The following is a 24,649-nucleotide window of genomic DNA, read 5'->3' as shown; positions in this document are numbered from 1 at the left end:
TCAACATCACGCGAAGATCGTTCCTACGCTCCGCGTGGGGACGATCAGCCCTAAATCAGTGCAAGCTTTTTTCTGTGCCCGTTTAAGGGCACTCTTTCGCTCGCCCATTCCCAGCGCCAACCTTTTAAAACACTTGTTCGGGACTCTGGTTCGGAAATTGCTACTTTCTATAGGTCGTACGCGTTCCAGTAACAATAATTCTGCGCCACAAGCGCTCATATTGGTTCTTAGGGATTGAATAATGAAAAAAGCATTGCTGACCCTTTCTGCACTGGCGTTGTGCATGGCCGCTGGCTCCGCGCTGGCCAAGGAATACAAAGAGCTGCGCTTTGGCGTTGACCCTTCGTACGCACCGTTTGAGTCGAAAGCGGCCGACGGCAGCCTGGTGGGCTTCGACATCGACCTGGGCAACGCGATTTGCGCCGAACTGAAGGTCAAGTGCAAGTGGGTCGAAAGTGACTTCGACGGCATGATTCCGGGCCTGAAGGCCAATAAATTCGACGGTGTGATCTCGTCGATGACCGTAACTCCGGCCCGCGAAAAAGTCATCGATTTCTCCAGCGAGCTGTTCTCCGGCCCGACCGCTTACGTGTCGAAAAAAGGCTCCGGCATCACCGCCGACGTCGCGTCGCTGAAGGGTAAAACCGTTGGTTACGAGCAGGGCACCATCCAGGAAGCCTACGCCAAAGCCGTGCTGGACAAGGCCGGCGTGAAAACCCAGGCCTACCAGAATCAGGATCAGGTGTATTCCGACCTGACCTCCGGCCGTCTCGACGCCGGTATCCAGGACATGCTGCAAGCCGAACTGGGCTTCTTGAAGTCGCCACAAGGCGCCGACTATGACGTCAGCAAGCCAGTCGACAACGAATTGCTGCCAGCCAAAACCGCTGTCGGTATTAAGAAAGGTAACACTGAGCTGAAGGCGCTTTTAGATAAAGGTATCAAAGCGTTACACGATGACGGCAAATACGCCGAGATTCAAAAGAAACACTTTGGCGATCTGAATCTGTACAGCGGCAAATAATGCCCCGGCGCCCATCCTCGATGGGCGCCTTTTCCATCCGCTCAGGTTGCTGATTTATGTTCGAAACCCTCCTGCAAAATCTGGGGCTCTCCGCCTTCAGCCTCAAGGGCTTTGGTCCTTTGCTGCTGGAAGGCACCTGGATGACCATCAAATTATCGGCGTTGTCGCTGCTGGTGGCCGTGTTGCTCGGCCTGCTCGGCGCCAGTGCCAAACTGTCGAAAATCAAACTGGTGCGCCTACCCGCCCAGCTCTACACCACGCTGATTCGCGGCGTGCCAGACCTGGTGCTGATGCTGCTGATTTTCTACAGCCTGCAAACCTGGCTGACGTCTTTGACTGACTACATGGAATGGGAATACATCGAGATCAACCCGTTCAGCGCCGGGGTGCTGACCCTGGGCTTCATTTATGGCGCGTATTTCACCGAAACCTTCCGGGGTGCGATCCTCGCGGTACCGCGCGGTCAGGTTGAAGCCGCCACCGCCTATGGCCTCAAACGTGGCCAGCGCTTTCGCTTGGTGGTGTTCCCCCAAATGATGCGTTTCGCCCTGCCCGGCATCGGTAACAACTGGATGGTGATGCTCAAAGCCACCGCGCTGGTGTCGATCATTGGTCTGGCCGATCTGGTCAAAGCCGCGCAGGACGCCGGCAAAAGCACTTATCAACTGTTCTACTTTCTGGTCTTGGCCGCGCTGATTTATCTGCTGATCACCAGTGCTTCGAACTTCATTCTGCGCTGGCTCGAACGCCGTTATGCCGCCGGTTCCCGGGAGGCCGTACGATGATCGAACTCCTGCAGGAATACTGGCGCGCCTTCCTTTATACCGACGGCCAGAACATCACCGGGCTGGCGATGACGATGTGGCTGCTCAGCGCCTCGATCTTCATCGGCTTCCTCGTGTCGATTCCGTTGTCGATCGCCCGGGTGTCGCCGCACTTCTACATTCGCTGGCCGGTGCAGTTCTACACCTACCTGTTCCGTGGCACGCCGCTGTATATCCAGTTGCTGATTTGCTACACGGGGATCTACAGCCTCGCCGCCGTGCGGGCGCAACCGCTGCTCGACAGTTTCTTTCGCGATGCGATGAACTGCACGATTCTGGCTTTCGCTCTGAACACCTGCGCCTACACCACGGAGATTTTCGCCGGGGCGATCCGCAGCATGAACCACGGCGAAGTCGAAGCGGCCAAAGCGTACGGTCTGACCGGCTGGAAGCTGTATGCCTACGTGATCATGCCGTCGGCCTTACGCCGTTCGTTGCCTTACTACAGCAACGAAGTGATCCTGATGCTGCACTCGACCACCGTGGCGTTTACTGCGACCATCCCCGACATCCTGAAAGTCGCGCGGGACGCCAACTCGGCGACCTTCCTGACCTTCCAGTCGTTCGGCATCGCCGCGTTGATCTACCTGACCATTACCTTTGCGCTGGTCGGCCTGTTCCGCTTGGCCGAACGCCGATGGCTGGCCTTCCTCGGCCCGACCCACTAGGCCCAGCTCAGGAATAAAGAGATAAAAAATGCGCCACCTGATCCATGACCTGCTGGCCCCGCTGCCGGGAACCGCTCGACAGATCCACAGCTTCCACTTCGGCCCGGAGCAGGCCAAGGGCAAGGTCTACATTCAGTCTTCGCTGCATGCCGACGAACTGCCCGGCATGCTCGTCGCCTGGCACCTCAAGCAGCGCCTGGCGGAGCTGGAAGCCGCCGGCCGCCTGCGCAGTGAAATCGTGCTGGTGCCGGTGGCCAACCCGATCGGCCTCGAACAAGTGCTGATGGACGTGCCGCTGGGCCGCTACGAACTGGAGAGCGGGCAGAACTTCAACCGCTGGTTCGTCGACCTCAGCGAGGAAATCGGCAACGCGATCGAGGGCAAACTGAGCGACGATCCGCAGCGAAACCTCGAACTGATCCGCACCCATCTGCGCGCCGCCCTCGCCCGCCAGACCGCCACCACACAGCTGCAATCCCAGCGCCTGACCCTGCAGCGACTGGCCTGCGACGCTGACATGGTGCTGGACTTGCACTGCGATTTCGAATCGGTGGTGCATCTCTACACCACGCCCGAAGCGTGGCCGCAGGTCGAACCTTTGGCCCGTTACATCGAGGCGCAGGCGAGCCTGCTGGCCACCGATTCTGGCGGCCAGTCGTTCGACGAATGCTTCACCCTGCTGTGGTGGCAATTGAAAGAGCGCTTCGGCGAACACTTCGAGATTCCCCTCGGCAGTTTTTCGGTGACCATCGAGTTGCGCGGCCAAGGGGACGTCAATCACCCGATGGCCAGCCGTGATTGCCAAGCGCTGATCGACTATCTGATTCAGTCCGATGCAATCGTCGGCGAGACCAAACCGCAGCCGCCGTTGCCCTATCCCGCCACGCCACTGGCGGGTGTGGAACCGGTGACCACGCCGGTCGGTGGCTTGCTGGTGTTCACGGCGGTAGCCGGCCAATACCTGGAAGCCGGGCAACAGATCGCCGAAATCATCGACCCGATCCACGACCGGATCACCCCCATTCATTGCGCGACGGCCGGGCTGATGTACGCCCGTTCGCTGCGGCGCATGGCCACGGCGGGCATGGTCATCGCCCACGTTGCCGGCACCGAAGCCTATCGCAGCGGCTACCTACTTTCGCCTTGAGGATGTCTGTCCCATGTACAAACTGACCGTTGAAGGCCTGCACAAAAGCTATGGCGATCATCAGGTGCTCAAAGGCGTTTCGCTCAAGGCCAAGACCGGCGACGTGATCAGCCTGATCGGCGCCAGCGGTTCGGGCAAAAGCACCTTTTTGCGCTGCATCAATTTTCTCGAACAACCCAACGACGGCGCCATGAGCCTCGATGGCCAGACGATCCGTATGGTCACCGACCGCCACGGCATGCACGTCGCCGACGCCGATGAACTGCAGCGCCTGCGCACGCGCCTGGCGATGGTCTTTCAGCATTTCAATCTGTGGAGCCACATGACCGTGCTGGAAAACATCACCATGGCTCCGCGCCGGGTGCTGGGTTGCAGCAAACAGGAAGCCGAAGACCGCGCCCGACGGTATCTGGACAAGGTCGGCTTGCCGGCGCGGGTAGCGGATCAATACCCGGCGTTTCTTTCTGGCGGTCAGCAACAGCGCGTGGCGATTGCCCGGGCGCTGGCGATGGAGCCGGAGGTGATGTTGTTCGATGAGCCGACGTCGGCGCTCGACCCGGAACTGGTGGGGGAAGTGTTGAAGGTGATTCAAGGTCTGGCCGAGGAAGGCCGGACGATGATCATGGTGACCCATGAGATGAGCTTTGCGCGCAAGGTTTCCAGCCAGGTGCTGTTCCTGCATCAGGGTCTGGTTGAGGAAGAAGGTGCGCCCGAAGATGTGCTGGGCAACCCGAAGAGCGAACGTCTGAAGCAGTTTCTGAGCGGTAACCTGAAATAACGGTCAACACAAAACCCTGTGGGAGCGAGGTTGCTCGCTCCCACACTCGTTTTTCATCGCCTACAAAAATCAAACTTGTCCGCCCGCTCCGTGGTCACTGGAAGAACACCTCCAGAGCGCGCGCAGTTCGCATGGCGAAATCCCCCGACCACGCAAAAACCTGGTTCAGCGCCCGCGACTGGAAGCCGTTTGCCTTTCAGAAACAGGTGTGGACGGCGGTGAAAAATGGCGAATCCGGCCTGCTCCACGCCAGCACCGGCGCCGGTAAAACCTACGCTGTGTGGTTCGCCGCCCTCAATCGCTTCGCCAAAACCCTTGCCGTCGATGCGCCACCCCGTAAACGCAAGGCGCCCGCCGAACCGCTGACGGTCCTGTGGATCACCCCCATGCGCGCCCTCGCCGCCGACACCGCGCGAGCCCTGCAAACGCCCATTGAAGATCTGCAGATCCCGTGGAGCATCGGCCTGCGCACCGGTGACACCAGCAGCAGCGAACGCGCCCGGCAGAGCCGACGCTTGCCGACCACGCTGATCACCACGCCGGAAAGCCTGACCTTGCTGCTGGCCCGCGCCGATGCACAGGTGGCGCTGTCGACGCTGCGCATGATCGTCGTCGATGAATGGCATGAATTGCTCGGCAACAAACGCGGCGTGCAACTGCAACTGGCACTCGCCCGGCTGCGGCATTGGCAACCGGAGCTGATCGTCTGGGGCGTGTCCGCCACCCTCGGTAATCAATCCCACGCCGAACAAGTGCTTATCCCACAGGGCGGCGGCGTCAGCATTCAGGGGCAAAGCGAAAAATCGCTGAAGGTCGACACCCTCCTCCCACCAGCGATTGAGCGTTTTCCGTGGGCCGGGCACATCGGTCTGAAGATGCTCCCGCAAGTCGTCGCCGAACTGGATGCCTGTGCCAGCACCTTGGTGTTCACCAACACTCGCGCGCAGTCGGAAATCTGGTATCAGGCACTGCTGGAGGCGCGGCCAGACTGGGCCGGGTTAATTGCTTTGCATCACAGTTCATTGTCACGCGACACCCGCGACTGGGTGGAAAAAGCCTTGAAAGACGGGCAACTGAAAGCGGTGGTCTGCACGTCGAGTCTGGATTTGGGCGTCGACTTCCTGCCCGTGGAGCGCGTCCTGCAGATCGGCTCGGCCAAAGGTGTCGCGCGGTTGATGCAGCGCGCCGGGCGCTCGGGGCACGCACCGGGGCGTACCTCGCGGGTGACGCTGGTGCCGACGCACAGCCTGGAACTGATCGAAGCCGCTGCAGCCCGCGATGCCGTCGAACAACGGCGCATCGAACCGCGCCTGTCACCCTACAAACCGCTGGATGTACTGGTCCAGCATCTGGTCAGCATGGCGTTGGGCGGTGGATTTTTACCCGATGAGCTGTACGAAGAAGTTCGCCTGGCGTGGGCTTATCGCGACCTGACCCTTGCCGATTGGGCGTGGGCGCTGGCTTTCGTACGCCACGGTGGGATGTCTCTGACAGCCTATCCGGACTATCGCCGGGTCGAGCCAGACGAACACGGCGTCTGGCGCGTGCCCGACGCGCGTTTGGCGCGGCGCCACCGCATGAGCATCGGCACCATCGTCAGTGACGCCAGCATCAACCTAAAATTCTGGAGCAAGGGCGGCGGTGGCAAGCAGTTGGGCAGCGTTGAGGAAGGCTTTATTGCCCGACTGAAACCGGGCGACGGCTTTCTCTTTGCCGGACGTCTGCTCGAGCTGGTGCGGGTGGAAAACATGACGGCCTACGTCAAACGCAGCACCGCGAAGAAAGCTGCGGTACCGAGGTGGAATGGTGGGCGCATGCCACTTTCCAATGAATTGGCCGAAGCCGTGGTCAGGCGTTTTAGCGAAGCCACGCAAGGCGCGTTCAACGGCCCGGAAATGCAGGCCTTGCGACCGTTGCTGGAAACCCAGGTGCGCTGGTCAGGCTTGCCGACGACCGACAATCTGCTGGCCGAGGTTCTGAAGTCCCGCGAGGGCTGGCACTTTTTCCTTTATCCCTTTGCCGGACGCCAGGTGCATTTGGGACTGGCAAGCCTGCTGGCGTGGCGCGTCAGTCAACGCGAGCCCGTAACGTTTTCCATCGCAGTGAACGATTACGGCCTGGAGTTGCTCAGCGCCACGCCAATCGACTGGGCCGAACATCTGAATGCCGAGCTGTTCAAGGCCGATGATTTATTAGTGGATGTCCTGGCCAGCCTGAACGCCGGCGAACTGGCCCTGCGGCGTTTCCGCGAGATTGCGCGGATCGCCGGACTGGTTTTCGCTGGCTATCCCGGCGCACCGAAAAGCACCCGCCAAGTGCAGGCGTCCAGCGGATTGTTCTTCCAGGTGTTCAAGCAGTACGACGCCGACAACCTGTTGCTGGCGCAGGCCGGGGAAGAAGTCCTACGGGAAGAACTGGATATTCGTCGTTTGGAACAGACATTGGAAAGGATCAACGGGATGAAACTGGACGTGCATATGATCAAACGTCCTACACCATTAGGCTTTCCGCTGTTGGTGGAGCGCATGCGTGAAAGCATGAGCTCGGAAAAACTCGCAGATCGCATCAGACGGATGGTTGGTGATCTGGAGAAAAGCGCCGACAAGGGTAATGGACGATGAGCGCGCCCTACCCTGTGCGGTTGGCCGGAGAGGAACTCTGGTTGCTGCCGGAAAAAGCCCTGTACTGGCCCGCGCAACAAGCGCTGCTGATTGCCGATGTGCACTTCGGCAAAGCGGCGGCCTATCGCAGCCTCGGCCAGCCAGTGCCACAAGGCACGACGGCAAGCAACATCGCTGTGCTGGACCGGCTGCTGGCCAAACTGCCCTGTCGGCAGCTGATTTTTCTCGGAGACTTTCTGCATGGCCCGGGTTCGCACGCGCCCGGCACGCTGGGCGCCTTGGCGGAGTGGCGCGCGCGTCACGCTGACTTGCCGATGACGCTGATTCGCGGCAATCACGACAAACGCGCCGGCGATCCACCCGACTCATTGAATATCCGCGTAGTGCCCGAGCCTATGCTATTGGGGCCATTCGCCCTGCAGCATGAACCGGATCCGCATCCTGAACGGCATGTACTGGCCGGCCACGTGCACCCTGTTTACCGGTTGCATGGCAAAGGTCGACAAAGCTTGCGACTGGCGTGTTTCCGCCTGAGCGAGCGCATCAGCCTGATGCCCGCGTTCGGTACGTTCACCGGGGGTTATCAGGTCGAAAAAGATAATAATTGCAGGATATTCGTCATCGGCGATGACGAGATATGGCCTTTGTAGGAGCAGAGCAGGCTCGGCTCCTACAGATCAGCGCGGTCAGGCGACAGGCGCTGGTGGCGGCTCGTCCGGCAGCGTTGGTACGCCCGGCTCGGTTGGCTCTTCATTCGGGGTATCAGGATCAGGCTGACCGGGAATTCCGCCGGCCATGCTGATGGGCGGGTGTGCCAGCAAGGACCAGGCTAAAACGCCAACCTGATTGGGCTCAAGCCTTGCCAGTTCGGCGGTGATATGCGGATCGATCTTCATAAGGCACTCCTCGGCGAAGGCCCGTTTCTCAGAAGCAAAAACGGGCAGTACACCCCATAGAGTGTCTGCCCGCCAAAGAATTCCCGAGATCTGCCGGATGGCGAATCAGGTACGCGGCAGAGTCACGCCACGCTGGCCCTGATACTTACCGCCACGGTCCTTGTAGGAAACCTCACATTCCTCGTCGGATTCGAGGAAAAGCATCTGCGCCACGCCTTCATTGGCGTAGATTTTCGCCGGCAGGTTGGTGGTGTTGGAGAATTCCAGGGTCACGTGGCCTTCCCACTCAGGCTCGAGCGGCGTGACGTTGACGATGATGCCGCAGCGCGCGTAAGTGCTCTTGCCCAGGCAGATGGTCAGTACATTGCGCGGAATACGGAAGTATTCGACGGTGCTGGCCAGTGCGAAAGAGTTCGGTGGAATGATGCAGACATCACTGTGGACGTCGACGAAGCTGCCCGGGTCGAAGTTTTTCGGGTCGACGATGGACGAGTTGATGTTGGTGAACACCTTGAAGTGGTTGGTGCAACGCACGTCGTAGCCGTAGCTCGACACACCGTAGGAGATCACCCGGCTGTCGTCGCTGCCACGCATCTGGCGCTCGACGAACGGTTCGATCATGCCGTGTTCCTGCGCCATGCGGCGAATCCACTTGTCCGATTTGATGCTCATGGCGGGTGTCCTGAATAGCGAGGTGGAAAAATTCTGTCCGGCATCTTACCGGGCGCGCCGCCGGGTTCAAAGTGCGGCCTGCAAATCTCGCCGATCCCCCATGATTTGCGCGCTCTGGCGACGAACCGTCACACCGCCGATCCCTAAATCAGAGAAACCTTCGCAAGAAGCATTGGCACTTCCCGGAAAAAGGGTTAAGGTGGCGCCACTGTGTTGCTTGTGTCACTGAGAATCTCTACACGATATGTTGAATTTCGATCCAACCATCTACAAGAATTTTTCCTGCTCTTTGCACTCAGTCTCGGCCAGGGTTCTTCCTGAGTCGCAGTTATCTTTGTTCAAGGAGTTACACCATGTCTAATCGCCAAACCGGTACCGTTAAGTGGTTCAACGATGAAAAAGGCTTCGGCTTCATCACTCCACAATCCGGTGACGACCTGTTCGTTCACTTCAAAGCTATCCAATCCGACGGCTTCAAAAGCCTGAAAGAAGGCCAACAGGTTTCTTTCATCGCTACCCGCGGTCAGAAAGGCATGCAAGCTGAAGAAGTACAAGTTATCTAACTTGTAGCTTCTTTAGAAAAGAGCCCCGCCCTTAAAAGCGGGGCTTTTTTGTGGGCGTCTGTTTTGTACAGGCAAAAAAAATCGCAGCCGACACGGCTGCGATTTTTTTCTGCGGCGCTTACCAAGCCACGCCAAACCCAGCGGTATAACGGGTCTTGCTCAGATCCGCATCGTTGGTGCCGCTGATGATGTCACGCTCGGCCTTGAGGTTGAGCGACGCCCATTCAGTGACTTTGTAGCGCAAGCCCATCTCGGCATCCAGTGCGTAGTCGGCGACGCCAGACAGTGGCTTACCGAGCTCACCGTTGGTGAAGAACTCGACCTTCTTGCCAATCAGGTAACGGTTGTAGTCCCACTTCATCGCGACCGAATAGAAGTTGTCCTTGCCGCCATCGCTGTACTCGTAATCGGTGCGGTTGAGCAGCGAACCCAGCGAGAACGCGCCGAGTTCGTCATCCCAGAACTGATAACCCGGACCGGTACCGACAACGCGCTGGCGCGCCAGCTCTTCAACATGGTCGCGCTTGTAGTTCAAACGCCCCTGCCAGAACCATTTGTCTGTCAGGAAGCGGTCGAGGGAATATTCGGCGCGCCAGTTGTTGGTGGTGACTTCGTCGTCCTGCACTTCGCGGTTGTATTCGCCTTCGGCGGTGTGACGCCAGCGACCATGGCGCGCGGTGGTCTTGAAGCCGACGTCATAGTCGTCGGTGTCCTTCTCGGCGCGCTGATAGTCGAGGGCCATATCGACATTGCCCTTCCACACCAGATCCTCGACCACCGGTTTCGGTTTGAGAATCTGCTGGATGCTCGCCAGCTCCACGGTTTTAGGCGCTTCGCCGTTGGCCAGGGTGACCTTGCCATCTTCCGCGGCGGTCAACGACTTGGACACTTCACCGGTGTAGGCATCCTGCTTGACCAGCAGGTGCTGATCGCTGTCCAGAGTTTTGACCTCTTTCCAGTCAATCGTGACGGCGCCAGCGTATTTGGTCTGAATCAACAGCTTGCCGCCGTCGAAGACAGTAATGGTGCCGCTCAACTTGTCACCGTTCTTCAACCAGACGGTGTCGGCAAGCAGGGGCGTGGACGCACTGAAAACAGCAAGGCACAGCAGGGATCTGGACAACATAAGCGAATCGAGGGCTCAGGTTTGCGAGAAAGGTCGGCATTATCCGTAGGAATAAGACCCTGACAAGGACTGACCGGACGATTTCCAATGAGTTCATTTCTCAACTGCGCAGCCAAGGATTACCCTTGCAAGGGTCAATACGACGAAGCTCAGGAACCACGCCCGTGACAGACCCGATGCATGAAGGTGACAGCGAAGCGCAAATCCGACGCACGGCGCTCTACTCGACCCTCGCGCAAGTGCCCGAAGGCAAAGTCGTCAGCTATGGTCAGTTGGCTGAACTGGCCGGGCTTGGGCGCGCCGCCCGCTGGGTCGGTCGCACCTTGAGTCAGTTGCCCGGCGATACCAGACTGCCTTGGCACCGTGTACTGGGCGCCGGCGGTCGGATCAGCCTGCCGGTGGGCAGCCCTTCGGGGGATGAACAACGCGCCAGATTGCGCATGGAAGGCATCACCGTCCTGAACAATCGTGTGGATATTCAGCGCCATGGCTGGCGTCCGGTAGAGCACAGCGGTTAGAGTGCGCGCTTTGTTTTCGCAATCTTGAGGCAGACTTCAGCCCATGCCCCGTAAAACCTGGCGCGCCGCGCTCGCCGCCTATGCCAGTCCTTCGACGCTCGTGCTGTTGTTGCTCGGTTTCGCTGCCGGCCTGCCGTACATGCTGGTGTTTTCAACGCTGTCGGTCTGGCTGCGCGAGGCCGGTGTCGCCCGCGAAACCATCGGTTACGCCAGCCTGATCGGCCTGGCCTACGCGTTCAAATGGGTTTGGTCACCGCTGCTTGACCAATGGCGCCTGCCGTTGCTGGGCAAACTTGGCCGTCGCCGTTCATGGCTGGTGCTCTCGCAAACGCTGGTGATTCTCGGCCTGATCGGCATGGGCTTCTGTGATCCGCAGAAACACCTGTCCTGGCTGATCGCCATTGCCGTTGTCGTCGCGTTCGCCTCTGCCACACAAGACATCGCGGTCGATGCCTATCGACTGGAAATTGCCGAAGACAATCGCCAGGCCGCCCTCGCCGCCAGTTACATGTCCGGTTACCGCGTGGCTGCCCTGCTGGCGACCGCCGGGGCACTGTTTTTCGCCGAAGGCTTCGGCTCTACCGGTTTCAATTACAAGCACTCGGCCTGGACCGGCACCTATGTGCTGTTCGGCGCACTGATGATCCCGGCGTTGTTGACCACGCTGTTCATGCGCGAGCCGCCCGTGCCGTTACGCACTCAGTTGCAGGCCGGGCGCTACACCTTCATGCATCAATTGATGTCGGTGTTCGTGCTGATCGTATTGCTGGTCTCCGTACCGGCGATGTTCACCCAGCTCTACAACACCGACTTCGCCAGTGTGCTGTTCGGCACCATGAGCCCGCTCGATCTGCTGCTCGAAGACCGAGCGTTCCTGCGCGCCATTCTCTATACGCTGCTCACCGGCCTGTGCCTCTCGGCCATGGGCCGTCGCGGCCTCGCGCCCGTGCTGACACCGGTTAACGACTTCATCCTGCGTTATCGCTGGCAGGCGCTGTTGCTGCTGGGCCTGATCGCCACGTATCGCATGTCGGACACGGTGATGGGTGTCATGGCCAACGTGTTTTACATCGACCAAGGGTTCACCAAGGACCAGATCGCCAGTGTCAGCAAGATCTTCGGTCTGATCATGACCCTCGTCGGCGCCGGCATGGGCGGTCTGCTGATCGTGCGCTTCGGCATTCTGCCGATTCTGTTCATCGGCGGCGTGGCCTCGGCAGCGACCAACCTGCTGTTCGTGATGCTCGCCGACATGGGCCCAGACCTGCAGATGCTGGTGGTGACCATTTCCCTCGACAACTTCAGCTCGGGCCTGGCCACGTCGGCGTTCGTCGCCTACCTGTCGAGCCTGACCAACCTGAAGTTCTCGGCGACCCAGTACGCCCTGCTCAGCTCGATCATGTTGCTGTTGCCACGCTTGATGGGCGGCTATTCCGGCGTCCTGGTAGAGAAGTTCGGTTATCACAGTTTCTTTCTGATTACCGCACTGCTCGGCGTCCCGACGCTGGTGTTGATCGCCGTGCACTGGTTTCAGGAACGCCGCCGCGAAGGCCCGACACCCACGCCCGAGCCGGCTCCGACGCCTGCCGTCGAAGAGTCGTAAGAGATTTCGCCAACGGCGGGAGGAATCCCGCCGTCGTGCTGCCCCACCGACCGCACGCCTGTACGTCGGCAACACTCGCCGGTACACTGCTGCGTCATTTCCAGTCATAGCAACCGACAACGGCCAACCATGCGCACCAGTCAATTTTTGCTCGCCACACAGAAAGAAACGCCTTCCGATGCGGTCGTGATCAGCCATCAGTTGATGCTGCGCGCCGGCATGATCCGCAAGCTCGCCTCCGGCCTGTACACCTGGCTGCCCATGGGCCTGCGGGTGATGCGCAAGGTTGAAGCCATCGTTCGTGAAGAAATGAACGCTGCCGGCTCTCTGGAAGTGTTGATGCCGAGCACCCAACCGGCCGAACTGTGGCAGGAATCGGGGCGCTGGGAAGAATACGGCCCTGAGCTGCTGCGTATCAAAGACCGCCACGGTCGCGATTTCTGCGCGGGCCCGACCCACGAAGAAGTGATCACCGATCTGATGCGCAACGAGTTGAGCAGCTACAAACAGCTGCCAATCAACCTGTACCAGATCCAGACCAAGTTCCGTGACGAAATCCGTCCACGCTTCGGTTTGATGCGCGGCCGCGAATTCATCATGAAGGACGCTTACTCCTTCCACGCGGATCAGGCGTCGCTGCAGGTCACCTACGACCGCATGCATGAAGCCTACTGCAACGTGTTCACGCGTCTGGGCCTGAAATTCCGTCCAGTCGAAGCCGACAACGGTTCGATCGGTGGCGCTGGCTCCCACGAATTCCACGTGCTGGCCGAGTCCGGCGAAGACGATATTGTCTTCAGCAACGGTTCCGACTACGCGGCGAACATCGAGAAGGCCGAAGCGGTGCCACGCGAAACTTCGCGCGCCGCAGCGACCGAAGAGCTGCGCCTGGTCGATACACCGGACACCAAAACCATCGCGGCCCTGGTGGAAAAATTCAATCTGCCGATTGAAAAGACCATCAAGACCCTGATCGTGCGCGCCGAAGAAGAAGGCAAGCTGATCGCGCTGGTGATTCGTGGCGACCACGAACTCAACGAAATCAAGGCTGCCCAGCAACCAGGCGTAGCCAACCCGCTGGTCATGGCCACCGACGCCGAACTGCGTGACGCCATTGGCGCCGGCGCCGGTTCGCTCGGCCCACTGAACCTGCCGCTGCCAATCATCATCGACCGTTCGGTCGAGCTGATGAGCGACTTCGGCATCGGCGCGAACATCGACGACAAGCACTACTTCGGCGTGAACTGGGAGCGTGATCTGCCGGTTCCGACCGTGGCCGACCTGCGCAACGTAGTCGCCGGCGATCCAAGCCCGGACGGCAAAGGCACGCTGGAAATCAAACGCGGCATCGAAGTCGGGCACATCTTCCAGCTGGGCAACAAGTACAGCAAGGCGATGAAGTGCGAAGTGCTGGGCGAGAACGGCAAGCCAGTGACCCTGGAAATGGGTTGCTACGGCATCGGTGTTTCCCGCGTGGTGGCTGCCGCCATCGAGCAGAACAACGACGCCAACGGCATCATCTGGAGCGACACCCTGGCGCCGTTCCAGATCGCGCTGGTACCGCTGCGTTACGAAACCGAGCAGGTGCGCGAAGCCACTGACAAGCTGTACGCCGAACTGACGGCGGCCGGTTTCGAAGTGCTGCTGGACGATCGCGACAAGAAAACCAGCCCGGGCATCAAGTTCGCGGACATGGAACTGATCGGCATTCCACACCGGATCGTGGTCAGCGACCGCGGCCTCGCCGAAGGCAACCTGGAATACAAGAGTCGTACCGAAGGCGAGGCGCAAGCATTGCCGGTCGCCGATGTACTGTCCTTCCTGCAGGCCCGTATCCGCCGCTGAAACCAGATAGAGACGTCATGTTCAAGCGAAACACCTTAGGCCTCGGTGGCACCGCCCTGTGCGGTGCCCTGCTGGTCAGCGGCTGTGCCAATCACATGTCACAGCGCAGCGAGCACGAAGAGCGGGTCGAGCGGAAGTTGCTCGATCACAGCCTGCAGATTGATGTCGGTGAGCCTAAGGCGCTTGAGCTGCCGCAGCGACGCGTGAAGATCAACGAACAGAAGACTTTTGAAGTCACCGAGTTCGAAGTCACTCGTCGTTACGATCGTTACACGCCCTACCAGCCTTGGCGGGAAGTCTACGAGATTCCGCTGGGCGTGGTGGCGGTGGTCGGCGGCGTCGGCGCGAACGTGGTCAACGTATTTGCCTTGGGCAACTTGCCGGACAGCGTCACCAAGGACTGGCTGAGCTACGGTTTCGCCGGGCTCAATCCGTTCATGAACGTGCAGTCCAACGGTCGTGCGCAGCAAAACCTTGCGGGTATCGATGAAGTCCAGCGCGACAAGCGCACGGAATATTCGAGCCTGCCGTGGAGCGAGCGCCCGGTGCAGGTCAAGGCTGGCAAACAGACCTTCGACATGACCACCGACCGCAACGGCGTACTGCGCCTGAATCTGCTCGACAGTCCGTTTGCCGAAAATGACCTCAATCATGTTGGCAAATTGCAGATCAGCGTTGAAGACGCCAAGGATGACGTGCATTCCGATTCGTCGCTGCTGATCAGCAGTCATCTGCGCGGCAAGTTGCTCGAAGCGCACGGGCTGATTTACGACGACCTGGAAGATGACGAAGTGAGCCAGTGGGTGCACCGGGTCAAGCGGCTGTCGGAACTGGGTCTGGAAGAAGAAGCCAGCGAACTGGAACAAAGCCTGATCGAACTGACGCGTAATGATCCTGAGTTGCAGACTGAGTTTCTCAAGTCGCTGACCAAGGATGCCGGGCGCCTAGTGGCGGATCCAGGACCGAACTGACAGCTAGAAGCTTCTCAGGCAGGCCCGCTCCCACAGGGCGGAATACATTCCAAATGTGGGAGCGAGCTTGCTCGCGAAGAGGCCCTGACACACACCGCAAACCTACCGCTCAAACAACTCCATCTGCTCAAACCCGCCGCGCAAATCCTCCAGCCGCACCCCAACCCCCAACAACCGCACCGGTTTGCCGCCGCGATTGAACGCCTGCGTCAGCATCAATTGATAACTGCCCAAATCACGCCCTGCCCCGGCCTGCTCAAGCGTCGTCTGGGTAAAGTCATGAAACTTCACTTTGACGAACGGTTTGCCCGGCCGATAACTGCTGTCGATCCGTGCCATGCGGGTTTTCAGGGTTTCCAGCAGCTCTGGGAGTTTATCGAGGCAACTGCGCAGGTCCGGCAGATCAACGTCGTAGGTATTTTCCACGCTGATTGACTGACGACGACTGTCGTTGTGCACCAAGCGATCATCAATCCCACGAGCCAGACTCCACAATCGCTCGCCGAAGCTGCCGAATTCACGCACCAGCGCCAGCTTCCCCCACTCGCGCAACTGTGAGCAGTCGACGATGCCGTGCTTGCCCAGCTTGTCGGCGGTGACTTTGCCGACACCGTGCAACTTGCTCACCGGCAAACCGCTGACGAAATCTTCGACCTGATCCGGGGTAATCACGAACAAGCCATTGGGCTTTTTCCAGTCGCTGGCGATCTTCGCCAGAAACTTGTTCGGCGCCACGCCCGCCGACACGGTGATATGCAATTGATTGGAGACTCGGCGGCGGATGTCTTGGGCGATGCGCGTGGCACTGCCGCCGAAATGCGCACTGTCGGACACGTCGAGATAGGCTTCATCCAGCGACAGCGGCTCGATCAGGTCGGTGTAATCGCTGAAGATCGTATGAATTTCTTTCGATGCTTCGCGGTAAGCATCCATCCGTGGCTTGACGATGGTCAGATCCGGGCACAGTTTCAACGCATGCCCGGACGCCATCGCTGAACGCACGCCGTAAGCCCGCGCCTCATAGTTGCAGGTAGCAATCACTCCGCGCCGGTCCGCTGAACCACCCACCGCCAACGGCTTGCCGGCCAGGCGCGGGTCATCGCGCATCTCGATGGCGGCATAGAAACAATCGCAGTCGATGTGGATGATTTTTCGCTGAGTCATGTCAGAAAAGGAAACGTGGCGAACCGGATCAGCAGTATCTCACTCACACCTGTATATAGCACCAGTGGTATGAATGTTCTTTCCAGGCGGTAGGAAATGTCCTTTGAATTTATTTTCTCAATCGACGAGCGGCCGCCAATAGAGCTGAAAGCCTTGCCCCGCCTGACCTGTAGCGTGACAAACACCCGGAAAAAAGCGCTAACCGATTGAACCTCAACAGTTTTTATCCAGATTGCGGGTTGACACCCCGGCGTTCCTCTGTAGAATGCCGACACACAGACGCGGGATGGAGCAGTCTGGTAGCTCGTCGGGCTCATAACCCGAAGGTCGTCGGTTCAAATCCGGCTCCCGCAACCAAACATCAAAAAAGGCTACTCGAAAGAGTGGCCTTTTTTGTGCGCGTTGGTTTTGTGAATTTCTCTTCTTGATAGAGAGCGATCGCCAAACAGGAATTCTTTGCATTTCCGAAACTTAAGGCGTCACCTGCGACCGTTTGACGCGATTCCGCACTTATTTGACCCTTTACGGGATTAGCGGTTGACACCCCGTCGTTCGTCTGTAGAATGCCGCCACACAGACGCGGGATGGAGCAGTCTGGTAGCTCGTCGGGCTCATAACCCGAAGGTCGTCGGTTCAAATCCGGCTCCCGCAACCAAACATCAAAAAAGGCTACTCGAAAGAGTGGCCTTTTTTGTATCTGTGGAAAAAGTCCTTTCGCAACAATGATCTGTCAATGTGCAGTGACCCGCTCGGGATCTTCAGGCTCGCCAACTTGCGACTATGCTTGTGTCGCAGGCACGACGTCTGCAATCCAGGAACTGCCCTCGCCGATACCCGGTGAGAGGCGTAGTATTTTGTGATTATTTTTTTCTACAGGGATTGGTAACTTGGCTGGATACCTCCATCCTGTCGCGCACAATCCAAGAGGTGATTGATGCGCGCCAACTCGTCTGATCCACAAGACACCGTCACAGCGGAACATCCGATCAAACCCGAGCGTCTGCGCTTGCTGGATCGGTTAAGCAAATACCGACAACCGATTGGTCTGGCGGTGACGTTGCTGCTGTTCGCCATTGCGCTGATCGCCTGTCGTCATCTGCTCGCCGAACTCGATCTCGATGCGCTGCACGACTCGATTCTCGACGTGCCGAAACCCGCCCTGCTCGGCGCCTTCGCTGCGACCGTAGTCGGCTTCATTATTCTGCTCGGCTACGAATGGTCGGCCAGCCGCTATGCCGGTGTGAAATTGCCACCGCGCACATTGGCGCTGGGCGGCTTCACCGCGTTCGCCATCGGCAATGCCATCGGTCTGTCGCTGCTGTCCGGCGGCTCGGTCCGCTACCGTTTATATGCACGACTAGGCTTGGGCGCGTCGGAAGTCGCGCACATGACGTTGTTCGCCAGTCTGTCGCTGGGTTGCGCCCTGCCCCCTCTGGCTGCACTTGCAACGCTCAGTGATCTTCCTGCTGCTTCCCAGGCGCTGGGACTGTCCGAAGGTTTGCTCGGCACAGTTGCAGCAGTCGTACTGTTGCTTGGCGTAGTACTGGCTATCGGCATCTACCGTCGGCGCCTGCCGGAACAACCGTTGCGCGACAACCTGCTGGTCAGAGTTGGCCGCCGCACCCTGCGTCTGCCGGGTCGTCGCCTGACCTTCCTGCAACTGGTGATCACCGCCCTCGACGTCGCCGCTGCCGCCACCGTTCTCTATCTATTGCTGCCGGACGCACCACCGTTCGGTGCGTTCCTGCTGGTGTACCTGCTGGCATTGGCTGCGGGCGTTCTCAGCCATGTGCCGGGCGGCGTCGGCGTGTTCGAGGCGATTCTGCTGGCCGCCTTCGCCGACAAACTCGGTGCCGCGCCACTGGCCGCTGCCCTGCTGCTGTACCGTCTGATCTACGTGGTCCTGCCGCTGCTGGTCGCCTGCGTATTGCTGCTGATCAATGAAGGCCAGCGCCTGTTTCAAACCCAGACCATGCGTGCAGCGTCTGGTCTGGCGGCACCGATTCTGGCGGTGCTGGTGTTCCTGTCCGGCGTGGTGCTGCTGTTTTCCGGCGCCACGCCAGAGATCGACACGCGTCTGGAGCACATCGGTTTTCTGATCCCGCATCGTCTGGTTGATGCTTCGCACTTTGGCGCCAGCCTGATCGGCGTGCTCTGCCTCATGCTGGCCCAGGGCCTGCGCCGTCGCCTCTCGGCCGCTTGGATGCTCACCACCATTCTGTTGCTGGTCGGCGCCCTGCTCTCGTTGCTCAAAGGCTTCGACTGGGAAGAAGCGACGCTGATGACACTGACGGCTGCGCTGCTCGGTGTGTTCCGTCGCTCGTTCTACCGCCCGAGTCGCCTGACCGAACTGCCGTTCTCGCCGCTGTATCTGGTGGCCAGCCTCTGTGTGCTGGGCGCGTCGACGTGGCTGCTGCTGTTCGCCTATCAAGACGTACCGTACAGCCATCAACTGTGGTGGCAGTTCACCCTTGATGCCGACGCGCCGCGTGGCCTGCGTTCGCTGCTCGGCGCCGCCGTGCTGTTGCTGGTGATCGCTTTGACCTGGCTGCTGCGCACTGCGCGCCCGGTCATTCACCTGCCGACGCCGGACGAACTCGACCGCGCCGCAAAAATCCTCATGGCCTCGTCACAACCCGACGGCGGCCTCGCACTGACCGGTGACAAAGCACTGCTGTTTCACCAGAACGACGAAGCGTTCCTGATGTACGCGCGCCGTGGCCGCAGTCTGGTGGCGCTGTACGACCCGATCGGTCCCGGCCAGCAACGCGCCGAGATGATCTGGCAGTTCCGCGACCTCTGCGATATTCACCACGCCCGCCCGGTTTTCTACCAGGTGCGCGCGGAGAACCTGCCGTATTACATGGACATCGGCCTGACCGCGATCAAACTGGGCGAAGAAGCCCGGGTCGATCTGCTTCGCTTTGACCTGGAAGCCAAGGGCAAAGAGATGAAGGACCTGCGTTACACCTGGAACCGTGGCACCCGCGATGGCTTGTCGCTGGAGATCCACGAGCCGGGGCAGGCGCCGATGGACGAGTTGAAAGTGATTTCCGATGCGTGGCTGACCGGCAAGAACGTGCGTGAGAAAGGCTTCTCCCTCGGCCGTTTCAGCGACGACTACCTGAAGCATTTCCGCATCGCGGTGATTCGCTTCGAAGGCCGCCCGGTGGCCTTCGCCAATCTGCTCGAGACTTACAGCCATGACCTGGCCAGCCTCGACCTGATGCGCGCACACCCGGACGCCCCCAAGCTGACCATGGAATTCATGATGGTCGGCCTGATTCAACATTATAAGAGTCACGGATACGCGCGTTTCAGCCTGGGCATGGTGCCGCTGTCGGGGTTGCAACCCCGGCGTGGTGCACCGCTGACCCAGCGTCTGGGCTCGATGGTTTTCCGCCGTGGTGAGCAGCTGTACAACTTCCAAGGCTTGCGCCGCTTCAAAGACAAGTTCCAGCCTGACTGGGAACCCCGTTATATGGCCGTGCCCGCCGGACTCGATCCGCTGGTGGCGCTGGCCGACACTGCTGCCCTGATCGCGGGCGGCTTGACTGGATTGGTGAAACGCTGATGATTCAACGCTCCCTGAAGTACATCCTGGCCGCACTGATCGTGCTGGCCGTGATTGCCGGCGGCGGTTACTGGTACCTCAAACGCCCGGCACCGGAACCGACCGTCGAACAGCTCAACCCGGCCGACGGCGCCGCCATGACCCGCGTCATTCCCGGCACCAAGCCCAAGGCGCAGGTGCTGGTGGCGGTCAACGACGACCAGAAACTCTCTGAAAAACAACTGACCACCCTGAGCCGCAGCGCTTCGGCGCAAATTGTTCAGGTGATTCTGCCGAAAGACTGCCTGCTGCAAAGCCGAGCCCTGCAATCGGGCCTGCGTGAACTGAACGGCCCGGCCACTCTGGTCAGCGGTATCGGTCCAGGCGCTGTGCTGGCATGGCGCTGGTTGGCGGAGCAGAAAGACGACAAGGCTCAAGCGGTGTCCGTCGACCTGGCTCTGGAAAAAGGTGGCTGCACGCACCTGCTGCCAAAATCTGCCGCCCACGGCCATTGGCTCGCCGCCTGGAACGACAACCCGGACGACGCCAGCGCAGGTTTCGTGCGCGATCAACCAAACGCCGAAACCAGCATCAGCGACTACGACATCAACCTGCCGCAAGTGCTGAACAACGAACTGCGCAAAATCCTCGTCGGCGGCGACAAGGCCAACGGCGGTCTGGCGATTCCGGTGGTTGAAGTGCCGGCCGGTCAAGCCAAAGATACCGTCACCCTGTTCCTCTCCGGTGACGGCGGCTGGCGCGACCTCGACCGCGACGTGGCGGGCGAGATGGCCAAGATCGGCTACCCGGTGGTCGGCATTGACACCCTGCGCTACTACTGGCAGCACAAGAGCCCGGAGCAAAGCGCCCTGGACCTGACCGAACTGATGCAGCACTACCGGCAGAAATGGGGCACGAAACGCTTCATCCTCACCGGTTACTCATTCGGTGCCGACGTGCTGCCAGCGATCTACAACCGCCTGCCGGACACCGAGCAGCAGCGTGTAGACGCGATCATCCTGCTGGCCTTCGCCCGCACCGGCAGCTTCGAAATCGAAGTCGAAGGCTGGCTGGGTAACGCCGGCAAAGAAGCCGCCACGGGCCCGGAAATGGCCAAGCTGCCACCGGCGAAGGTTGTGTGCATCTACGGTGAAGAAGAAACCGATGAAAGTGGCTGCACGGACAAGACTGCAGTCGGTGAAGCGGTGAAACTGCCCGGCGGCCACCACTTCGACGAGAACTACCCGGCGCTGGCCAAGCGCTTGGTGGACTTGATCGAGAAGCGCCAGAGCAAGGACTCGGTCGCCGAAGAGTGATCTGAAGCGCCCCTACAAAAAGCCCTCGCAACTTCGCAGTTGCGGGGGCTTTTTACATCTCGGACGATCAACCCGTTCCCCTGTAGGAGTGAGCCTGCTCGCGATAGCGGAGTCAGCCACCTATTTGCCAACTGACACACCGCTATCGCGAGCAGGCTCACTCCTACAAGGGATGGCGCTGGATTCAGACAACTCTTCAGTCTTGCTGGCCAAGCTGAACATCTATCCACGTGACATCATCGTCGCCAACGCTAATGTCGCTATCCGGCGCCGCCAACAAACTGCTTTGCTGGGCTTGCGTCAAGTCCGCCCAAAAGCCATCAGTGACAAAAACCAAGCGCACAACAGCGTCCAGTGCACAACAAACAAAGTCAGGGTTCGGAACCCGATTGATCTTCAAGTATCGTGTTACCGAATTTCGCGCGGGGTCTTGCGCCAACTCGCAGTGCGAACGGTCGCGCCGCCAATTGGCCTTGCAGTGAGGTGGCGTAATCCAATCGATGGCTCCCGCCAGCGTCACAATCCCGCATGAACAGTCACCTTCGTATGCAACGGTGAGTCGGCCATGAGCGACCAAGCCAATCAGGTAACAGATGACTCCCGTCTGATCAGCAGGCAACGACGCACGAAAATCCGACAGTATTGAATCCAATAGGCGCTCAACAGCTGCGGGCTCTGCAGGATAGCTCCCCTGCTCCATCTGTGTGGAATGAGCCGCCAACATGCCGCTTACGAAGCGTTCAGCCAGCTGTCCACTGCCGCGCCTGGAAGTGCCATCCGCGACAACAAAAAACCCACCGTCACCCTCACAGGTCGCTCCGGCATAGTCATTATTTGCCCTGCTGGCTTGCCCAGTGATTGATCGGGAGTGGTATCTCATGCGCTGGCCAGCGCTTTCATACGCCTGTGAATAATCTGCCCTCTGCCCGGATTCGCCTGCACCGAGCCTGAACTTTCGATCACGTAGCCAACCCCATCGAGCGCCATCAGCGTCTGGACTCCCTCTGTGATGAACGTCTTGAGGTCCTTGTCAGCATGGCCCACCTCCTCCAACAGCTCAGGCCGACCATCGATCAAGATGATCATGTCCTCGACATCCTTGTGATAAGGATCACCATTTCCCCGACCGGCGAAAGCTTCCAGTTTCGTCGCGAGAAAATACGTGGGCTGGAATATCTGGATGACAGTGCCGCTGGGCAGGGTAAATTTATCCGCCCTCGCCAGCCCCTCGACGAACCAGCGGTTGGCATAGCCGAGCACTGCAGGGTCGGAAGGCATGACATCCACGACGACGTCATTGAAGCGAAAACGACAATTGACCTCGTCTTCACCCGTGATCTTGAACCCCTTGGCCGCCAGCCGTTCGGTGAGATGGTTCCAGGCGCTGATACCGGCCAACTCGATCACTAGATCAACGTCATCAGTGAAACGAATGTCGTCCAGCACGGCTGTATCTGTAACCAGCATGGCGGTAGTGCAGCCGCCAACAAAAGCAACTTCGGCGAGAAAGGCCTTGCCCAAGCTTTGAGCCACAAACTCTATGAGCTCGTAGTTGTGATCCGCGTTTGACGACATGCTATTTCAGCCCCATCCCTGCCTTCAGAATGCTGATTGCCACACCACATTCACGTGGCCCCCCCAGACGGATTGCATCAGCTAGCGCCAGATAGTGGTAAAGGATCCGGTCTTTTTTCACCGCTTCCGGCACTGTTTTGTAAAGCGGCACTATCGCTTGGCCTCGCTCGGTTCCCTGCGCATCCGGCCAGACCGGAATCAAACCACCCGCACTCTTGATGCTTTTGGACAGCGCAGGCGCCGCAAAACCTGTGGGTATGCCACGAACCATCGCGCCAGGCTTGACCGGGAAGAAGTACTTCAGCGCGTGCTCGGTAATTTTCAGCAGTTCCCGGCGGTGCACTTTGGCAAGCCCGGTGTCGTAGTCATGAATGAGCAGTCCGGATTCCCGGCATCGGGCGAGAGCATTTGAGACTTCGCTTTTGCTCAGTCCGAGAGAGGCAGACAGCGCACGCAGAGAGTACCGATCGCTCCAACTTGTCAGCGGTGGATCAGATGCTGGTTCCGCCCATCCCTCCCAGCCTAGCCCATCAGCGAAAGGCGAATCGAGTTCGCGGCGCTGGAAGACTGTGTCTTCCCCATCAGTGGAATAGGTAACCAATGGCTTCCCCACACTCGCCCCTGCGGTCATTCGGCTGACGACATAAGGCCTGAGCAGCTCTTCGACCCTGTCCGAATTCGATTCGGCCTCCATCTCCCCCAAGAGGTTCTCTTCCTGAGCGTGGAGACTGGCCATTTTGAACAAAAGTAAAATGTCTTGACTCTTCATTTAGCTCAAAACCTCAGGTGTCCACATTCCATAAAACGTGGACACTTGTCTCACTGACGAGGCCGGGTCGTCAAGCCCTTGGGTCGATCACTAATCGGTGCATACCTTGCCCTCACATCGTCATGGCTGATTGCTTGGCCAAAATCAAAGATGAGCAATCGTTCACTGGCCTTCTTTTCGATCCGAAGCTCCTCTGGTTCATCCTGTACTTCTTGTTCCGCTGATGCCGTCATACGTACCTGAATGCTTTGCACACGTCGGTTCGTGCGTGACGTTTAGTATCGTTTACTTCCAGTCTCGCAATATCAGATGACGCCCACAGACCTTGTAGGCAAACTCCGAAACTCGTGTTCGGGCGCTTTGCCGCTCTATTGCGCTGTTTTTCGAAGGGATACTCTCCGGACGTCGCTGACCCATTCAGCGATCGGGCTTGGTAACCCGGTGGAATAAGGCGCAACAGCGCACCCGACACGACTCAGGCGAAATCCCGTCCGAGCCCCTGTGTTATGGCAGCTGTGTGTGGGACGCTTTCGGGCGTGCCGGTTTCCTTGATTCCCCGGTTTACCAACCTGCGCACAGCTGTCACCCATTCGCTTGGTATCGGATGCGGCAGCTCTCGAAATCAAGGGAACTGACAATGAACAATCCATCAGATCTTAAAACCATCGGCTTCACCCCTTTCCTCCACAACTCGGATCAAGCGTTCTTCAACGTCCGCTCCGGCATCCCCATCACTGATGCTTTATCCCAATCCTCCGACCTGCTATCCCTCGCCAAATCCTTCGCCGAGGATGCGGCCTTCATCAAAGACACCGACCGCCATGCCTGGGCTGCGCATTATCTGACGGTGATGGGCAAAGCCTTGATTGATGACGTGATCCAAGCGCTGATCCCACGACCTGCGCGGACGAAGACCGAGTCTGAAGCAGAGATACCTGAAGGCTTGTAAAGGTTTGAAGATCAAAGATCGCAGCCTTCGGCAGCTCCTACATGGAATGCGAAACCTGTAGGAGCTG

At 59.2% G+C, this 24,649-nt stretch carries 22 protein-coding genes and 2 tRNA genes; 17 read left to right on the top strand and 7 right to left on the bottom strand.

Features of this window, described 5'->3' with window-relative positions; genetic code table 11:
• The first annotated feature begins 241 nt into the window (after nucleotides 1-241).
• The 7 genes from ACQ4OE_RS07985 (at nucleotide 242) to pdeM (ending at nucleotide 7,712) form a co-directional block, all read left to right on the top strand.
• A complete protein-coding gene (locus tag ACQ4OE_RS07985) occupies nucleotides 242-1,024 on the top strand; it encodes a transporter substrate-binding domain-containing protein (RefSeq protein ID WP_008083900.1) in 783 nt (260 codons plus the stop codon).
• A 56-nt stretch (nucleotides 1,025-1,080) separates the two neighbouring features.
• Nucleotides 1,081-1,809: an ABC transporter permease gene (locus ACQ4OE_RS07980; protein ID WP_122591506.1), complete on the top strand. Its 729-nt coding sequence runs from the start codon at nucleotides 1,081-1,083 to the stop codon at nucleotides 1,807-1,809.
• Complete coding sequence (locus tag ACQ4OE_RS07975; protein ID WP_034154960.1) at nucleotides 1,806-2,516, top strand: ABC transporter permease; 711 nt, start codon at nucleotides 1,806-1,808, stop codon at nucleotides 2,514-2,516. Before ACQ4OE_RS07980 ends, ACQ4OE_RS07975 begins: the two co-directional genes overlap by 4 nt.
• Before the next feature lie 28 nt (nucleotides 2,517-2,544).
• Nucleotides 2,545-3,663, top strand: a complete 1,119-nt coding sequence (locus ACQ4OE_RS07970) for a succinylglutamate desuccinylase/aspartoacylase family protein (protein WP_430946290.1) — start codon at nucleotides 2,545-2,547, stop codon at nucleotides 3,661-3,663.
• 13 nt (nucleotides 3,664-3,676) lie between these two features.
• Nucleotides 3,677-4,441, top strand: coding sequence for an ATP-binding cassette domain-containing protein (locus ACQ4OE_RS07965; protein ID WP_122591502.1), 765 nt, complete (start codon nucleotides 3,677-3,679; stop codon nucleotides 4,439-4,441).
• Between the two features lie 131 nt (nucleotides 4,442-4,572).
• The gene (locus ACQ4OE_RS07960; RefSeq protein WP_430946289.1) at nucleotides 4,573-7,062 is read left to right on the top strand and encodes a ligase-associated DNA damage response DEXH box helicase; all 2,490 of its coding nucleotides are present in this window, start codon (nucleotides 4,573-4,575) and stop codon (nucleotides 7,060-7,062) included.
• Complete coding sequence (pdeM, locus tag ACQ4OE_RS07955; protein WP_430946288.1) at nucleotides 7,059-7,712, top strand: ligase-associated DNA damage response endonuclease PdeM; 654 nt, start codon at nucleotides 7,059-7,061, stop codon at nucleotides 7,710-7,712. Before ACQ4OE_RS07960 ends, pdeM begins: the two co-directional genes overlap by 4 nt.
• 36 nt (nucleotides 7,713-7,748) lie before the next feature.
• On the opposite strand, the gene ACQ4OE_RS07950 is transcribed toward pdeM, so the two are convergent.
• On the bottom strand, nucleotides 7,749-7,958 hold the full coding sequence (locus ACQ4OE_RS07950; RefSeq protein WP_122591497.1) for a hypothetical protein: 210 nt from the start codon (nucleotides 7,956-7,958) through the stop codon (nucleotides 7,749-7,751).
• A gap of 105 nt (nucleotides 7,959-8,063) precedes the next feature.
• Nucleotides 8,064-8,630 (bottom strand): dCTP deaminase, encoded by a 567-nt coding sequence (gene dcd, locus ACQ4OE_RS07945; protein ID WP_007918616.1) that lies wholly within the window; start codon nucleotides 8,628-8,630, stop codon nucleotides 8,064-8,066.
• A gap of 353 nt (nucleotides 8,631-8,983) precedes the next feature.
• Between dcd and ACQ4OE_RS07940 the strand changes: the two genes are divergently transcribed.
• A complete protein-coding gene (locus tag ACQ4OE_RS07940) occupies nucleotides 8,984-9,193 on the top strand; it encodes a cold-shock protein (protein ID WP_002554837.1) in 210 nt (69 codons plus the stop codon).
• A 118-nt stretch (nucleotides 9,194-9,311) separates the two neighbouring features.
• Here ACQ4OE_RS07940 and ACQ4OE_RS07935 read toward each other — a convergent pair whose 3' ends face one another.
• Nucleotides 9,312-10,319 (bottom strand): DUF481 domain-containing protein, encoded by a 1,008-nt coding sequence (locus ACQ4OE_RS07935; protein WP_122591496.1) that lies wholly within the window; start codon nucleotides 10,317-10,319, stop codon nucleotides 9,312-9,314.
• 176 nt (nucleotides 10,320-10,495) lie between these two features.
• On the opposite strand from ACQ4OE_RS07935, the gene ACQ4OE_RS07930 reads away from it, so the two are divergent.
• From ACQ4OE_RS07930 to ACQ4OE_RS07915, 4 genes are all read left to right on the top strand, one after another.
• The gene (locus tag ACQ4OE_RS07930; RefSeq protein ID WP_430946388.1) at nucleotides 10,496-10,837 is read left to right on the top strand and encodes an MGMT family protein; all 342 of its coding nucleotides are present in this window, start codon (nucleotides 10,496-10,498) and stop codon (nucleotides 10,835-10,837) included.
• A 43-nt stretch (nucleotides 10,838-10,880) separates the two neighbouring features.
• Entirely contained in the window at nucleotides 10,881-12,440 is a 1,560-nt protein-coding gene (locus tag ACQ4OE_RS07925) for an AmpG family muropeptide MFS transporter (RefSeq protein ID WP_122591492.1), read from the top strand.
• 129 nt (nucleotides 12,441-12,569) lie between these two features.
• Nucleotides 12,570-14,285, top strand: a complete 1,716-nt coding sequence (locus tag ACQ4OE_RS07920; protein WP_122591491.1) for a proline--tRNA ligase — start codon at nucleotides 12,570-12,572, stop codon at nucleotides 14,283-14,285.
• A 17-nt stretch (nucleotides 14,286-14,302) separates the two neighbouring features.
• On the top strand, nucleotides 14,303-15,256 hold the full coding sequence (locus ACQ4OE_RS07915) for a hypothetical protein (RefSeq protein ID WP_122591489.1): 954 nt from the start codon (nucleotides 14,303-14,305) through the stop codon (nucleotides 15,254-15,256).
• A 102-nt stretch (nucleotides 15,257-15,358) separates the two neighbouring features.
• Here the strand turns inward: ACQ4OE_RS07915 and dinB are convergent, their stop codons facing one another.
• Complete coding sequence (gene dinB, locus ACQ4OE_RS07910; RefSeq protein ID WP_122591488.1) at nucleotides 15,359-16,420, bottom strand: DNA polymerase IV; 1,062 nt, start codon at nucleotides 16,418-16,420, stop codon at nucleotides 15,359-15,361.
• A 280-nt stretch (nucleotides 16,421-16,700) separates the two neighbouring features.
• Here dinB and ACQ4OE_RS07905 point away from each other — a divergent pair.
• The 4 genes from ACQ4OE_RS07905 to ACQ4OE_RS07890 all read left to right on the top strand — a co-directional run bounded on the left by ACQ4OE_RS07905 (nucleotide 16,701) and on the right by ACQ4OE_RS07890 (nucleotide 21,289).
• A tRNA-Met gene (locus ACQ4OE_RS07905) sits at nucleotides 16,701-16,777 on the top strand.
• 221 nt (nucleotides 16,778-16,998) lie between these two features.
• Nucleotides 16,999-17,075, top strand: a tRNA-Met gene (locus tag ACQ4OE_RS07900).
• Between the two features lie 279 nt (nucleotides 17,076-17,354).
• Nucleotides 17,355-19,994 (top strand): bifunctional lysylphosphatidylglycerol flippase/synthetase MprF, encoded by a 2,640-nt coding sequence (gene mprF, locus ACQ4OE_RS07895; protein WP_430946287.1) that lies wholly within the window; start codon nucleotides 17,355-17,357, stop codon nucleotides 19,992-19,994.
• Complete coding sequence (locus ACQ4OE_RS07890; RefSeq protein WP_122591483.1) at nucleotides 19,994-21,289, top strand: AcvB/VirJ family lysyl-phosphatidylglycerol hydrolase; 1,296 nt, start codon at nucleotides 19,994-19,996, stop codon at nucleotides 21,287-21,289. Before mprF ends, ACQ4OE_RS07890 begins: the two co-directional genes overlap by 1 nt.
• A 196-nt stretch (nucleotides 21,290-21,485) precedes the next feature.
• Here the strand turns inward: ACQ4OE_RS07890 and ACQ4OE_RS07885 are convergent, their stop codons facing one another.
• Genes ACQ4OE_RS07885 through ACQ4OE_RS07875 form a run of 3 tightly spaced genes read right to left on the bottom strand, consistent with a single transcriptional unit; the run spans nucleotide 21,486 to nucleotide 23,633 of the window.
• Nucleotides 21,486-22,169: a serine/threonine protein phosphatase gene (locus tag ACQ4OE_RS07885; protein WP_430946286.1), complete on the bottom strand. Its 684-nt coding sequence runs from the start codon at nucleotides 22,167-22,169 to the stop codon at nucleotides 21,486-21,488.
• The gene (locus ACQ4OE_RS07880) at nucleotides 22,166-22,864 is read right to left on the bottom strand and encodes a hypothetical protein (RefSeq protein WP_430946285.1); all 699 of its coding nucleotides are present in this window, start codon (nucleotides 22,862-22,864) and stop codon (nucleotides 22,166-22,168) included. Before ACQ4OE_RS07880 ends, ACQ4OE_RS07885 begins: the two co-directional genes overlap by 4 nt.
• Before the next feature lies 1 nt (nucleotide 22,865).
• Nucleotides 22,866-23,633, bottom strand: a complete 768-nt coding sequence (locus ACQ4OE_RS07875; protein WP_430946284.1) for a MarR family transcriptional regulator — start codon at nucleotides 23,631-23,633, stop codon at nucleotides 22,866-22,868.
• 637 nt (nucleotides 23,634-24,270) lie between these two features.
• Here ACQ4OE_RS07875 and ACQ4OE_RS07870 point away from each other — a divergent pair.
• On the top strand, nucleotides 24,271-24,582 hold the full coding sequence (locus tag ACQ4OE_RS07870) for a DUF3077 domain-containing protein (RefSeq protein ID WP_430946283.1): 312 nt from the start codon (nucleotides 24,271-24,273) through the stop codon (nucleotides 24,580-24,582).
• The last annotated feature ends 67 nt before the right edge of the window (nucleotides 24,583-24,649 follow it).

Origin of the sequence: Pseudomonas sp. WC2 (assembly GCF_050586545.1) — a bacterium.
Classification (GTDB): Bacteria; Pseudomonadota; Gammaproteobacteria; order Pseudomonadales; family Pseudomonadaceae; genus Aquipseudomonas.
Note: the sequence above shows the minus strand (reverse complement) of the source record. Positions and strands in the feature narration are given on the sequence as shown.

What these genes read in the sequence shown, in the direction of transcription:
- ACQ4OE_RS07985 (WP_008083900.1), top strand. Translation starts at nt 242, where the DNA reads ATGAAAAAAGCATTGCTGACCCTTTCTGCACTGGCGTTGTGCATGGCC.
- ACQ4OE_RS07980 (WP_122591506.1), top strand. Translation starts at nt 1,081, where the DNA reads ATGTTCGAAACCCTCCTGCAAAATCTGGGGCTCTCCGCCTTCAGCCTC.
- ACQ4OE_RS07975 (WP_034154960.1), top strand. Translation starts at nt 1,806, where the DNA reads ATGATCGAACTCCTGCAGGAATACTGGCGCGCCTTCCTTTATACCGAC.
- ACQ4OE_RS07970 (WP_430946290.1), top strand. Translation starts at nt 2,545, where the DNA reads ATGCGCCACCTGATCCATGACCTGCTGGCCCCGCTGCCGGGAACCGCT.
- ACQ4OE_RS07965 (WP_122591502.1), top strand. Translation starts at nt 3,677, where the DNA reads ATGTACAAACTGACCGTTGAAGGCCTGCACAAAAGCTATGGCGATCAT.
- ACQ4OE_RS07960 (WP_430946289.1), top strand. Translation starts at nt 4,573, where the DNA reads ATGGCGAAATCCCCCGACCACGCAAAAACCTGGTTCAGCGCCCGCGAC.
- pdeM (WP_430946288.1), top strand. Translation starts at nt 7,059, where the DNA reads ATGAGCGCGCCCTACCCTGTGCGGTTGGCCGGAGAGGAACTCTGGTTG.
- ACQ4OE_RS07950 (WP_122591497.1), bottom strand. Translation starts at nt 7,958, where the DNA reads ATGAAGATCGATCCGCATATCACCGCCGAACTGGCAAGGCTTGAGCCC.
- dcd (WP_007918616.1), bottom strand. Translation starts at nt 8,630, where the DNA reads ATGAGCATCAAATCGGACAAGTGGATTCGCCGCATGGCGCAGGAACAC.
- ACQ4OE_RS07940 (WP_002554837.1), top strand. Translation starts at nt 8,984, where the DNA reads ATGTCTAATCGCCAAACCGGTACCGTTAAGTGGTTCAACGATGAAAAA.
- ACQ4OE_RS07935 (WP_122591496.1), bottom strand. Translation starts at nt 10,319, where the DNA reads ATGTTGTCCAGATCCCTGCTGTGCCTTGCTGTTTTCAGTGCGTCCACG.
- ACQ4OE_RS07930 (WP_430946388.1), top strand. Translation starts at nt 10,496, where the DNA reads ATGCATGAAGGTGACAGCGAAGCGCAAATCCGACGCACGGCGCTCTAC.
- ACQ4OE_RS07925 (WP_122591492.1), top strand. Translation starts at nt 10,881, where the DNA reads ATGCCCCGTAAAACCTGGCGCGCCGCGCTCGCCGCCTATGCCAGTCCT.
- ACQ4OE_RS07920 (WP_122591491.1), top strand. Translation starts at nt 12,570, where the DNA reads ATGCGCACCAGTCAATTTTTGCTCGCCACACAGAAAGAAACGCCTTCC.
- ACQ4OE_RS07915 (WP_122591489.1), top strand. Translation starts at nt 14,303, where the DNA reads ATGTTCAAGCGAAACACCTTAGGCCTCGGTGGCACCGCCCTGTGCGGT.
- dinB (WP_122591488.1), bottom strand. Translation starts at nt 16,420, where the DNA reads ATGACTCAGCGAAAAATCATCCACATCGACTGCGATTGTTTCTATGCC.
- mprF (WP_430946287.1), top strand. Translation starts at nt 17,355, where the DNA reads ATGCGCGCCAACTCGTCTGATCCACAAGACACCGTCACAGCGGAACAT.
- ACQ4OE_RS07890 (WP_122591483.1), top strand. Translation starts at nt 19,994, where the DNA reads ATGATTCAACGCTCCCTGAAGTACATCCTGGCCGCACTGATCGTGCTG.
- ACQ4OE_RS07885 (WP_430946286.1), bottom strand. Translation starts at nt 22,169, where the DNA reads ATGAGATACCACTCCCGATCAATCACTGGGCAAGCCAGCAGGGCAAAT.
- ACQ4OE_RS07880 (WP_430946285.1), bottom strand. Translation starts at nt 22,864, where the DNA reads ATGTCGTCAAACGCGGATCACAACTACGAGCTCATAGAGTTTGTGGCT.
- ACQ4OE_RS07875 (WP_430946284.1), bottom strand. Translation starts at nt 23,633, where the DNA reads ATGAAGAGTCAAGACATTTTACTTTTGTTCAAAATGGCCAGTCTCCAC.
- ACQ4OE_RS07870 (WP_430946283.1), top strand. Translation starts at nt 24,271, where the DNA reads ATGAACAATCCATCAGATCTTAAAACCATCGGCTTCACCCCTTTCCTC.